Annotated in this window: 14 protein-coding genes; all 14 read left to right on the forward strand. The window is 37.9% G+C overall.

Annotated features, from left to right (window positions below; all coding sequences use genetic code 11):
- The first annotated feature begins 13 nt into the window (after positions 1–13).
- Positions 14–1,735: a helix-turn-helix domain-containing protein gene (locus tag ACTHPG_RS03035; RefSeq protein ID WP_440387636.1), complete on the forward strand. Its 1,722-nt coding sequence runs from the start codon at positions 14–16 to the stop codon at positions 1,733–1,735.
- A 371-nt stretch (positions 1,736–2,106) separates the two neighbouring features.
- Positions 2,107–2,415 carry a hypothetical protein gene (locus tag ACTHPG_RS03040; protein ID WP_440387637.1) on the forward strand — a complete coding sequence of 103 codons (309 nt, stop codon included), beginning with the start codon at positions 2,107–2,109 and terminating at the stop codon, positions 2,413–2,415.
- 302 nt (positions 2,416–2,717) lie between these two features.
- Complete coding sequence (locus tag ACTHPG_RS03045; protein ID WP_440387638.1) at positions 2,718–3,188, forward strand: hypothetical protein; 471 nt, start codon at positions 2,718–2,720, stop codon at positions 3,186–3,188.
- 61 nt (positions 3,189–3,249) lie between these two features.
- Complete coding sequence (locus tag ACTHPG_RS03050; RefSeq protein ID WP_440387640.1) at positions 3,250–3,624, forward strand: DUF7674 family protein; 375 nt, start codon at positions 3,250–3,252, stop codon at positions 3,622–3,624.
- A 290-nt stretch (positions 3,625–3,914) separates the two neighbouring features.
- Positions 3,915–4,181 carry a contact-dependent growth inhibition system immunity protein gene (locus tag ACTHPG_RS03055; RefSeq protein WP_440387641.1) on the forward strand — a complete coding sequence of 89 codons (267 nt, stop codon included), beginning with the start codon at positions 3,915–3,917 and terminating at the stop codon, positions 4,179–4,181.
- A gap of 281 nt (positions 4,182–4,462) precedes the next feature.
- On the forward strand, positions 4,463–4,825 hold the full coding sequence (locus tag ACTHPG_RS03060; RefSeq protein WP_440387643.1) for a hypothetical protein: 363 nt from the start codon (positions 4,463–4,465) through the stop codon (positions 4,823–4,825).
- Positions 4,826–4,857: 32 nt separating this feature from the next.
- Entirely contained in the window at positions 4,858–5,235 is a 378-nt protein-coding gene (locus ACTHPG_RS03065; RefSeq protein WP_440387644.1) for a hypothetical protein, read from the forward strand.
- Positions 5,236–5,349: 114 nt separating this feature from the next.
- Entirely contained in the window at positions 5,350–5,730 is a 381-nt protein-coding gene (locus tag ACTHPG_RS03070; protein WP_440387645.1) for a hypothetical protein, read from the forward strand.
- Between the two features lie 13 nt (positions 5,731–5,743).
- A complete protein-coding gene (locus ACTHPG_RS03075) occupies positions 5,744–6,193 on the forward strand; it encodes a hypothetical protein (RefSeq protein ID WP_440387646.1) in 450 nt (149 codons plus the stop codon).
- A gap of 75 nt (positions 6,194–6,268) precedes the next feature.
- Positions 6,269–6,499 (forward strand): hypothetical protein, encoded by a 231-nt coding sequence (locus ACTHPG_RS03080; protein ID WP_310333564.1) that lies wholly within the window; start codon positions 6,269–6,271, stop codon positions 6,497–6,499.
- Positions 6,500–6,587: 88 nt separating this feature from the next.
- A complete protein-coding gene (locus ACTHPG_RS03085) occupies positions 6,588–7,223 on the forward strand; it encodes a chloramphenicol acetyltransferase (protein WP_440387648.1) in 636 nt (211 codons plus the stop codon).
- Between the two features lie 108 nt (positions 7,224–7,331).
- The gene (locus ACTHPG_RS03090) at positions 7,332–7,706 is read left to right on the forward strand and encodes a hypothetical protein (protein WP_440387650.1); all 375 of its coding nucleotides are present in this window, start codon (positions 7,332–7,334) and stop codon (positions 7,704–7,706) included.
- Between the two features lie 110 nt (positions 7,707–7,816).
- Entirely contained in the window at positions 7,817–9,622 is a 1,806-nt protein-coding gene (locus tag ACTHPG_RS03095) for a serine hydrolase domain-containing protein (protein WP_440387652.1), read from the forward strand.
- Between the two features lie 841 nt (positions 9,623–10,463).
- Positions 10,464–12,206, forward strand: a 1,743-nt coding sequence (locus tag ACTHPG_RS03100) for an SIR2 family protein (protein WP_440387653.1), incomplete at its 3' end; no start/stop codon positions are given.

The raw sequence follows: 12,206 nt of genomic DNA on the forward strand, positions 1-12,206 counted from the left end.
GGAGATGAGAGAAATGCCGCTGCAAGAACAGAAAAGTCTATGGAGTGATACGACGATCAAGATGCTTGACGGGTATAGCGGTACTTTGCAGACAAGCAGTGTTCTTCACGAAACCGAATTAACCTCGAATGTATTGCTGCTGGCAATAGGCGGGGAAGGGGAGCTTGCAATGAATGGTGAAGTTTGCCACATTGGAGCTTCTTTTGCTTGTCATGTGGCGAAGGGAACATCCTTTACGCTGACGGCCAGATCAGACGAACTTTATTATATCTTGATTATGTATGAGGCTTCTTCCCTGGAAGGAGCCTCCCATGCGTTGCCCTCGTATCGCAAACATCCGCTGCAAACGTCGTTTATTCAGAACCCTGTCACGCAAGCGGAATGGATTCAGAATGCGGAAAAAATCGTTGCCAAATGGCGCCGCGGCGAAGGGCTGGAACGTTTTCATGCCAATGCGTTGCTCCAGGGGATGATCTACGAACTGATCATGGATTATGAACGTGGTCAAGGCGGAGGAGAGTCCGACATGGTGGATGTTGTCGTGTCCTATATATCATCGCATTATCGCCAGAATCTGGAGCTGAAAGAGCTGGCAGCCCTCGCTGGATGCAGCGTAAGGCAGTTGCAGCGACGATTCAAACAAGAGAAGCAGCTCGGGCCGATGGAGTACGTCATCCAGTTGCGGATGGAGAATGCGTCTAGGATGTTGCTCCATACGGATGCTTCCATTGGGGAAATTGCTGACAAAATGGGCTACCGCGACATGTATTATTTCAGCAGGGCGTTTAAGAAATATTATGGCGTTCCTCCGCTGCGTTATCGACTAGCTGCCGTTTCGGAAACAGATGAAAACTATGCTCAAGCCTTACTGCGGAATCGCACAGCTTCTTCGTACGAGTCGGCCCAAGGTCCGGTGATCTGCCATATGCGAGGTGAATATGAGGTTACTGAATCACCACAGCGTATCGCCGTACTGGATGTTCAATATGCCGACCATTTGCTCGCGCTTGGATTGTCTCCGGCAGGAAGTGTAGGGTCGGGAGGTGCGGTGGTCAATTTCCCTCAATATATCCGAGCAGGACTTCAGGGTACCGAATTACTCGGAACGTATGAGTATCCTGATCTGCTTGCGTTAGAACGATTGTCACCGGATCTGATTATCTGTACCGAGGTGCATGATCAGTATTATGAACGGTTAAGCCGGATTGCTCCAGTGATTATGTTTAAACGTAATGAGAACTGGCAGATCATTCTGAGTCTATTCGGTGAACTGACAGGCAAGCGGGCAGAGGCCAAGCGTATACTTGCAGATTATCATCGACGTACTGCTTTGCTGTCCGAGGAACTGGCTCCGGTATTAGCAGGAAAAAGTGTAGCACTGATCCGTCCGCTGGACTCTCTCGTTCGGGTTCACTCTGCAGCACATCGTACAGGCGCTGTGTTGTACCGTGATCTGGGTCTGCCTGCCCCGTTATTTGTATCCGATACTGCCGACACGGCCTATCATATCTCGGTTGATAGACTACCGGCTGTACAAGCCAGTCATTACTTTTTGCTCAGTAATGAGCTTATGCAGGATGGGATATCCGCGACAGAACGGCGTGTGTGGGGGATGCTCGATACGGGTGAGCGTCAGCACATACATTCCGTAGATGCTGCGACATGGATTGGGTGCTATGGTCCGATGGGGATTAACGGGATTGTGGATCAGATTGAACAGGCGTTGTTGGTTTGAACTGTGGTTATAGATGGAAAAACAAAAGAAGCCGTCCCTTGGTAAAATGGAAGTGCAAGAAACCATATACCTAAGGCGACGTTTTTTTTGTACATTTTACATACTCTAGTGACGACATATTGGACTAGGCCGGGTGCTATGAATACAGAACTGATATATTAAGTAAGGGTATATGTTAAAATGATAGAAAGTTGATCCGTTAAGAAATTAAGGAGTTATAACACATGAAATGGCAGAAATTTAGAGAACTGTGCCATGACCAATTGGCACTCTATTAGAACAACTTTGAGCAAGTGGTGGAAGAGTAGGTACTTTACATAAAATAGAAGATAAATTTTGATATACGTCTAATGCAGAAGGAGAGAATGGATATGAACAACATAAACTCTCATCATTGCAACCTAAATATAAGGTATGACCTGCCTGATGAGGAATGGGCTAAAGTTGCTAAAGTATATGAGCGTATGCCAGGGTGGATGGGCTATTACAGTGGAATTCCATATTGGTTTGGTACTGAAGAGGATGAAGTCTTCATTGAAGCATCCGTTGAGCCTAGTGGGTTATCCTTTTATGCACAGATGAATAGCGAGGATTGGACTTCTTGGATAGAAACATTTAAGTTGGAAGCGTCAAAAGTGTTGGGCTTTGATGTTGGTGAACCTGAAGATGGATATGTGTGATGAATGAATATGGCGTATTACTTGAGTCAAAAGGTGCGGTATGCTTTTAGATTTGAACGATTTCTTCATCATAATCCAGAAGAAGTTTTCCTTATGATCACGAAGTTTAGTTCCATCGCTCAATGGTATCCTTCCGCAACAGGAGAGATGGATCTCAGACTTTGGTGGCAGATTGCCTTCGATGATAGTGAAGGACCGACTATGAGGGGATCATTACTGGAAGTACATAGATTAGATGTTATGTGCAATTGCCAAGAGATATTATATATCATCAATCATTAAAGAAAAATGGAGTTGTATATATGGACGTGATTCATTTCACTATAGAATATTCGGAAGAGCAAGATGCTCAAATCTTAGGTGTTTATATAAATGGCGAGAATCTGAACGAATTAATGAGAAGATATGAAATCCAGTTTGACCCTTCAATTGCTGGGGGATATGAGGGTTTGAACATAGAGTATTTAAAAGACATTGAAGAACATTTTTTTGGGAAACTTAATGAGAACGATATTTACAATTACGATGGGAAAACATTAGTGCTGGGATGTAACTGTGGCGAACCGGGATGTTGGCCTTTGATAGTTAGAATAACTGAAGAAGATGAGGTTATTATTTGGAGTGAATTTGAACAACCTTTTAGGGATGAAGAATCAGCTGGAGGTTATTGGGATTATACTAACTTCAAATCATTAGAATTCAATAAACAGTTGTATAAAGAACAATTAAAGGCCATTTGTAAGAAGTTCAGGGAAGTTGGCGACAGCACATAACATAATATTCACGCTGCGGACATTGATGTATAAAACTATTTAAACAGAGGAGTTGATAGCCATGAGCAAAAAATCGAATGAATTTTTAAGAGTTATGCTAAATTTCTTACCTTCAACTAGTAACGATTATAAAGAATCAATTGAAAATCACGGTGTGGTATTAGAAACAGTCATAATTGAGAGTATCATCATGCCTGAGATTATTAAATTATTAAGCGAGAATAGAAATATCGAACTAATACAAAGTATTTTTCACTATTTTGAAGAAGTATCAAATTGTAATGATGATTATTTAATTAATAGTATTTTTTCAGTTACAGTATTGGAAATATTGGGTAACGACACAATGATTCTTGGGGTTGCACAAGAATATATGGGACCTAAAACCATGCAACTTCAATTAGAAGCTGATAGAGGATTGGGGAGGATTAGGTAGAAGTTAATCAGCGTATTTTTCTAATTAAAGGCATTTATTTAAGAGGGGATAACAGCATTTTGTCTGTAAATTGAAGAAGACAGAGGCATCTGCTAACCACCTATCTACGCATCAGGTCTGACGACCCTCGGTCCGCGAGAAGCGAATAGCAAAGATGAGGACTCAGCGGACACATCTGCACCGACTAACCGCATCACTTCCGCTCCTTTCGGGGCTTATGTCGGTAGGGCTCGTGGATACAAGAACGTTATGTGAAATACCGAAAATCACTTATTTAAGAGGAAGAAGCTATGCAGGAAGTGGATCTAACTGAAACCCTTGAAGAGCTAGAAGACGAACGGTGGGATGAACCGAATTTTGACTCTCGATTAGTTCTACGAGCAAATGAACTACGAAAGAAACCTCTCTGTGAATTGAATAATGAGGATTTAAGGCTTTTGATCGGGCAACAAATGAGTCTAGATATTCTTTTACCTCTTGAGATCAGGAGATTTGTGCATGGGGGATTTATTTTGTTCGGTGCTCAAGGTAGGGCAAGGGTATTGGATAGAACATAGAGAATTGAAGAACGAATTAGATGAAGTGATTAGAACATATGAAGAGGCGAGAAACACACTAGAAGGGTACATAAATAAATACAGAAGTGATCCTTTATAATGATATTCAAGAAGTCCGGTATACCACATAACATCATATCCACGCTGCGGACATTCTTCCAGGGTCCGACAGTCGTCGGACATCCAGCATATGCAGAATTGTAAATATAGGAAGGGTATTTGCAATTACTGTGAATAAATTCAAAACAATATAAAGCTTTTGTGAAAGGAACTCCGAAGAAGTGAACCCATTTCCCAACGACTATGAATTAATTGAGTTATTTGAATCAGAGCCTAAAGTTTTGGATGAAGAAGTACCGTGGTATTATAATAATTTGTTTTTTTCACTGAATAGGAATGATGTTATTCTAGTCTGTTTGATTCAACCATCACAAGGAACGTTATCGTTACATCTTAAGGTGAATAATAGACCTATTTATGATCTTAGTCTTGAAAATGTGGTTGGAATAGAGATAGATGAGTCTAATGGAAAGGAAATATTAAAGATTATACTAAATGATGAAGACACCATGAAAACCTTGTTATTAGAAACCAAGCCAAACATCTACTTGATGTCTACAACGGATAAGAGCTTTAGAACGTAAACCGATGATGCCGATTGACAAGGAGATATTGAATGATTGAGCAATTCTCAAGAAGTGAAAAACTTCAAATCTTATTAAAGACAATAGGAAAAGATCCCAAAAAGTACCTTGATGAAGAGATCGTTCAGTATGTAGAGAGATTCCAACCAAGTCAAAATTGTGAGGGGGCCACTTACAGACCTGATCTTGAACATTTGCTGATGAAAATTGCATTAAGACCTCTGTATTACTTAGGGGTTGAAGATCCGAGTGTTGCAATTAAGTGGGTGCAATTTTATGTGAGTGACACAAGCGATAATTATTATACATCCAAGCAAGGAGACATATGGATTAAAGAGAGCTTAAATAGCAGGCAAAATATTGTAGAAAAGATTTTTAAAGAAATAGATCTGGAAGATAATGTTGAGTAGAGAGCTTGAGAATTCAGCGGATACGTCCGACAACGTCGGACGTCGTGAATACATAAACGTAACAGGAAATTAACAAGTCAAAAAAATTAAAATAAGGATAACTTGCGAGGCATTATGAAATTAATAAAATTAAAGGGCAGTAAAACTGAAGAAGATATAAGAAGAGAATTAATAGGATCGCATGAGTCATTATTTAATGATGAAATAAGATCAGGATTGTTTTCAGTTATTAAAAGGTTTTTTCTACAAATGAAAACTGCCTATATCTTATTTTGGACACCTGAACAAGGGGAAGACATTTTCTCGTTGCTGATTAATAACGATACAATTGCAAAAATAGAAATCGATCGCTACAACCACGATATTAAACCTTTAATTGAAAGCAAACAACTAGACAATAGCTATTTAAAAGGACTTAGGAAATATACACAGATTAGACTAGCGATCGCACTTGAACTTGCAAATATGGATCTTAAAAATATAGAAAAAAACTAAAGGAGTTTCCAAATTGAAGAATCAAAAGCATGCAATGATTTTATTATTCCTTTTAATGATACTAGCCCTAAGTGGTTGTAGTTCAAGCAGTGTGAAGACGGATGAAATTGTTGAGGATGGGTTGAACATAAACTCAATTACAGTTGGACTGGGAGGGAGCGAAGAAGATGAAGGTATTACAGTCGTAAGATATCATTTCAATCTATGGAATAGAACCAATAAATCAATCATGTTAAAAACAGTTGAACCGATCTTAAGTAAGGATATTCAGGATCGATTAATTGATAGAGACATTAAATTGGACATAAATGAGAAAGTTGAAAGTAATACTTCGGAAGAACTTACAGGTACTTTTAGAATAGATACCGAAGGACTTGATAAAGAAGGAATCATGAAATTAAACATTAATATTAAAGAATTTAATATAACAACTGAACAAGTCGTAGGAATAGACGAATCTTAAGGCTCATCAATATCGGGACAGGCTTCCTTTTTGCTGTAAATAGTGGTGTTTTCCTTAAAGGAGGATCTTAAATAATTGAGAAAACGACATTCTATTGAAAAAGCGGAGTGGTCAGAAACTAGAGAGAACCACTATCACAAAGACTGCAAGGATATGGCATTTGCATTTGGCGATAGACTCATCGAAGTGGATGGCACGGTTTATTTGAAAAGAAAAGAAGTCGAGATTAAGGTGATTAAACCTCTTAAACGAAAAACATTTTGGTATGAAACATGGCTGAAGATCAAAGAAATCTACAATGCATAGTCTAACATGAAATTCAACATGATCACCTAAGAGCCATTGAAGGTTGATTAATCATTTTATGAGTCATATCAGGAGGTAATATATTTCAATGACGATAATTTGTCTCGAAGGTGCCAGTTCTGTAGGTAAAAGTACGACTTGTCAGCAATTCGCTACACAATATGATGCATTTATTGTTCCAGAAACAGGGATTCTTTTTGAAACTCCTCAACTTGAAGGTAAGGAACTTATAATGTGGTTACTGGAGAGACAAATCGATAGATGGCATATAGCATATGAGAAGAATCAACAACATGAGTATGTAATTTTGGATGGCGATATATTTAAGATGTGGTACAGCTGGATATATGGTTATGAGCATCTATCTTTAGATGAAACAGCGAACTTTTTTAGAAAGAAATTATTGAAGAATGAAATATCATTACCGGATGCTTACGTACTATTCTGGGCGGAAGAAGACGAGCTACGCAAGCGAAAGGAGATGGATCAGACAAGATCGAGAAGAAATTTTGATAAACATCTGCGCATGATTGAACCTCAAATGAGATACTTCCATTACCTTAATGAACTCGTACCAGGGTATGTGGGGATTCATAAAGCAGAGACTGTAGTAGATAATATACATCATATTGTAAAGCATAGCGAGACATTACCGGACATAAAAAAAAGAGAGATCGAGATCTTTGATAGAGTCATTGATTTCTACAAGAGTACTACTCCTTAAACTTAGTGTGGCTTTTGATATCAGATACCGAGTTACTCTAGCTGTGTCTTGGATAACTGACCAAATAATGCGAACTAAGGAAAAGGAATATGTGAGGTGAGTTAAGTTATGGGCGTAAGAAAAAAATATAAACGTAAAATCGTTCGCTCCAATCGATTATTTTATTGGTATGTTGAACCGGATATTGACGATGAAGGGATAATCAAATTACATATCGTTTCTGAGGATAAGAAGTTAATCGTCACTTATGAAGTTGGACAACACAGTATTAAGAACAAGCCCCCATTTATAGTCATCATCGGAGAAGAATTTGAAGGATGGACAACAGAATATATAGGATACAGAAGAGTACTAACACCTAAATGGAGCGATGAGATCATCACGCCAAAATGGATAGGTGAAATTATTGATTGGTGCCTCTTGAAAGACAAAGAGATAAACATCGTTAATTGGAAAGGTGAAATTCTCCCACCTCTCTCCTGAATGGAGTGTATTTGCATTTGAAAATAATTTAGATTCATGTGGACTCTTTTGAAAACGCATACTCAAAAAAAGAGATGTAATTAACATTTAATATAAAAGGAGAGAAGCTAATGCAGATGAATCGTGGGCATCACACGGTAAACAAAGTAATCGCTTGTGTTCTTTCATACATATTTATCATTATGGCAATAGCAGTGCCTACCTACGCTGATGAAAAACAGATTGAGACTACACCATCCCGGATTCCTTTATCCAATTTAGAGGAGACGATTGATGCTTATGTAGCCTCGTATGAGAAGTACACCGCTGCCGTTGCGGTTGTGGCTATCAAAGACGGTGAAGCCATTGTGAATAAAGCATATGGTTACGCAGATATTGAGAATCAGCGAAAGGCGGATACCTCTACGGTGTTTGAATGGGCTTCCATCTCTAAACTGTTAGTCTATACGAGTGTGATGCAGCTTATCGAACAAGGAAAGCTTGATTTGGAGACGGATATCCAAGAATATCTGCCAGAGGGATTTTTCAAAAAGCTGAAATACGATGATCCAATTACCCTAATGAACTTGATGCATCACAATGCGGGTTGGGAAGATCAAACAGCGGCTGAGGTATTTTATTACTCCGAGAATGAAACGTTAGAATTGGGAGAAACGTTGCGTAAAAATGAGCCAAAACAGATATTTAAACCAAATAGTATAGTCGGTTATTCGAACTACGGCGTTGGTCTAGCCGGTTATATCGTGGAAGAGATAAGTGGACAACCTTTTTATGAATATGTCAATCAACATATATTTAAACCGCTTCATATGAACGATACTTCAATTCATCCAACGGGGCAAGATCATCCGGACGTAGTAGAAAGAAGGAATGAGATTGAAGGGTACACAAAGGATTTGAAATTGATCCCTGAGAACAGAGGATACGTAACATTTTATCCTGCCGGGGCAGCGATTGGGACAGCAGAAGATTTAGGCAAATTCCTTGCAGCATTGATGCCTGTAGATGATAGCAATTTATTATTTAAGAACAGGGATACGTTAAACGAAATGTTGTCAACAAGTTTATATTATGACGGGACTTCTACTCCGCGATTTGCGCATGGATTCGTTGAGATGGATTACTGGGTGCCTACACTGATGCACGAGGGGAATTTGAAAGCATTCTCTAGCAAAGTTGTCTTTGATCCCGCATCTAAATTTGGAGTTGTGGTCATGACAAACCAGTCTTTTGAAGAAGTTTATGGTTATGGACTTATTAAAGAGATTTTCGGTGATAACGTCAATTCTAATAGAGTTACTTCGGAGGGGGGAGGATATTTTCAATCCGCAAGACGGGCAGCATCTAGATTTACTAATTTATTTACGGCTCTTGATATAAGAAAATTCACAAAAGCTGAATTAAGTAGTTCTTATCATGTTGTCGAGCATAATGGTGTTGTTGAGAAAATTTCCTTTACTCCTTACATTGATTACTTGCCTGTATCGAATGTAAAGGTGAACTTACTTAAGATATCTCTTATTCCGGTTGCGATAGCCATCATTTTCAGTTTAATTGCTTTGATCGGCTATCTAATCGGGATGCTTCTTAACAAACTATATAAACGAGGAAATCCTACCACCAATTTTAATAAATATCATCTTGCAATCAATTTTGCAGGTGTGGTACTCCTTCTTAATCTTTTCATCATACAGACGAAGATTAGTTTTCCAAATTATCCTGGTTATTCTTCGTTACGGATCAATTTAATGTTTAATCTACTTTATGTGGTTATAGCAGTGGCGTATCTTGGCTTGCTTATTTACAAACTGCGGAAGAGCAGTTACAGCAAAAAGCAAAAGGTGATATACATCATGTCTGGCATCTCGGCTGCTATATTGGCTGCTTTTATTGTGGGATGGCATTTGTATGTTTAGGGTAGTAAATAATAAAATATATAATTCGTAAATTACATTATTTCTCGGAAGATGAATGGAGGTATATGAAGTAGATTTAATCATGAAAAATTTATGGATTTCAAGACAGCATTTCCTTTTATTTGAAGCTTATCGAATAGTTTAGTCATGGGGATTCCAGAAAAACATGAAATCTCCCTTTTTTTCTTCGTAAATGTAACGATTATTTTATGATATTATACAATTATTTAATTATGGATCGTCCATAATGAATGAGAGAATTCAATTAAAGGTAAAAGTTGATCTTATTGAATGTCTTAAGGACTAGTATTTGGTACTGAAGATTATACGATTGGAAAATTGAAAATGATATGAGCGGAATATGCTTTTGAATTAAACTCTAATTTAGATGAAAGCTTGAAGTGCTTTTATCCTGTTAACTTGGTGGAAATAACACGCAAAAAGAGCAATTAATGACGAAGAACGGAATGAGACTATGAAGTCAGTGAATGGTGTTATAGATGCATTACAAGTGTTAGTAGATGGAGCAGAAGAAAAGTGCTAAAATTATGGAAGTTAGCTTTGAAAACTAATAAAAAAGAAGTTATTACATATTTATCAGGGGGAGAAGTGACTTGTAAGTAATGAAATAAGAAGACATTTTCGGAAGATTTAATTCTTGAAGTAGCAACAGAAATAAAATATACAGGAAATATCAAAAACTCTATAAAAGCATTTTCTTGCAATTGAAATGAAAGATTAAAACAGTAATTTCACTTAACATTAAATTTACACATCGGAATGCAGAGGAATGAATTTAGCGAGTTAATAGCAACCCTTAAATAAAAGGAGAGTTAAATAGATGAAAGAGTTGAAAATAGAACATTTAGCGTATTTATTGAAAAAAGCAAAGCAACATAATAAACCTCAACCTATTTTCTTTTTAGGTGCTGGAGCCTCGCGATCTGGTAATATTCCGCTAACAAAAGAAATCATAAAAGATATATTGAAAAAGCATCCCGACAGTCCTTTTATTACAGAATTAGACGAAGAAAAAAGGACATATGCAAATTTGATGAATTGTCTTGCTCCACATGAAAGAAATGAACTATTGAAAGGATACATAGAAAAAGCAAAAATCAATGTTACACATATTTACTTAGCGCAATTATTAAAAGAAGGATATTTAGATTATATATTGACTGTTAACTTTGATAATTTGATGTTGAGGGCATTATCAATGTTTAATATGTTTCCTTCAACATACGATATGGCGATCTTGAAGGATTTAACAACAACAACATTTAAAGAGAAATCGGTTGTTTATCTTCATGGGCAAAGTCATGGCTTATGGTTGCTTAATACGCCTGAGGAAATGGGTAAAGTGAAGACTACGATTCCTCGTATTTTTGATAGTATCAAGAACCAGAGACCTTGGGTTTTTATTGGTTATAGTGGAGAAGATCCGATTTTTGAGCATATAAAAAAATTAGGAAGATTTGATAATGGTCTTTATTGGGTTACATACATTGATGAAGATCCTAAACCTGAGGTAGAGAAATTTATTTCTGATCCGCACACTAATGGATTCTTAATAAAGGGGTACGATTCAGATTCGTTTATGCTGAAACTTAATAATGAACTAGGATTAGCACAACCACGTATTGTTGATAAGCCGTTTACCGCTTTAGCAGAAATGCTTCAAGGAATCGTTGACATTGATGATAAAGAGCATTTCCAAGGGGTTAAAGAACGCTTAGAAATTGCAAAAAGACAGGTCTCAAAGGCCATAAAGCAATATGAAGATGAAGATGCAATCGTAGAGACAAACTTAAAAGAAATTGAGATTGATAACTTGAAAAAAGAATTGATTAATCTTAATATCACTAAAGATTACGACTTTGAAAAAATATCGAGAATAGAAGAGAAAATAAAGGAGACTGAGGATAATACACTTTACAACTTATTATCAGGTATTTACAGTAATTGGGGGATTACATTAAAGAGAATGGCCCAGAGCCAGGAAGGTGAGGAAGCGGATGCCCTGTATCAACAAGCGTTTGAGAAGTATGGAAAGGCTATTGAGATCAAACCAGACATGCATGAAGCGTATAACAACTGGGGGATTGCTTTAGGGGATTTGGCTGAGAGAAAAGAAGGTGAGGAAGCAGACGGTCTGTATCAACAAGCCTTTGAGAAATACCAAAAGTCAGTTGAGATCAAACCAGATAAGGATGAAGCGTATAACAACTGGGGTAGTGATCTAGGGGATTTGGCTGAGAGAAAAGAAGGTGAGGAAGCAGACGGTCTGTATCAACAAGCCTTTGAGAAATACCAAAAGGCAGTTGAGATCAAACCAGATAAGGATAAAGCGTATCAAAACTGGGGTAGTGATCTAGGGAATTTGGCTGGAAGGAAGGAAGGTGAGGAAGCAGACGCCCTGTATCAACAGGCCTTTGAGAAATACCAAAAGGCAGTTGAGATCAAACCAGATAAGCATGACGCATATCATAATTGGGGGATTGATTTAGGGAATTTGGCTGGAAGGAAGGAAGGTGAGGAAGCAGACGCCCTGTATCAACAGGCCTTTGAGAAATACCAAAAG

This window comes from Paenibacillus sp. SAF-068 (assembly GCF_051967555.1).
Classification (GTDB): Bacteria; Bacillota; Bacilli; order Paenibacillales; family Paenibacillaceae; genus Paenibacillus.

Coding starts and splice junctions, on each gene's coding strand:
- ACTHPG_RS03035 (WP_440387636.1), top strand. CDS start 14: ATGCCGCTGCAAGAACAGAAAAGTCTATGGAGTGATACGACGATCAAG.
- ACTHPG_RS03045 (WP_440387638.1), top strand. CDS start 2,718: ATGGACGTGATTCATTTCACTATAGAATATTCGGAAGAGCAAGATGCT.
- ACTHPG_RS03070 (WP_440387645.1), top strand. CDS start 5,350: ATGAAATTAATAAAATTAAAGGGCAGTAAAACTGAAGAAGATATAAGA.
- ACTHPG_RS03055 (WP_440387641.1), top strand. CDS start 3,915: ATGCAGGAAGTGGATCTAACTGAAACCCTTGAAGAGCTAGAAGACGAA.
- ACTHPG_RS03085 (WP_440387648.1), top strand. CDS start 6,588: ATGACGATAATTTGTCTCGAAGGTGCCAGTTCTGTAGGTAAAAGTACG.
- ACTHPG_RS03050 (WP_440387640.1), top strand. CDS start 3,250: ATGAGCAAAAAATCGAATGAATTTTTAAGAGTTATGCTAAATTTCTTA.
- ACTHPG_RS03040 (WP_440387637.1), top strand. CDS start 2,107: ATGAACAACATAAACTCTCATCATTGCAACCTAAATATAAGGTATGAC.
- ACTHPG_RS03065 (WP_440387644.1), top strand. CDS start 4,858: ATGATTGAGCAATTCTCAAGAAGTGAAAAACTTCAAATCTTATTAAAG.
- ACTHPG_RS03090 (WP_440387650.1), top strand. CDS start 7,332: ATGGGCGTAAGAAAAAAATATAAACGTAAAATCGTTCGCTCCAATCGA.
- ACTHPG_RS03095 (WP_440387652.1), top strand. CDS start 7,817: ATGCAGATGAATCGTGGGCATCACACGGTAAACAAAGTAATCGCTTGT.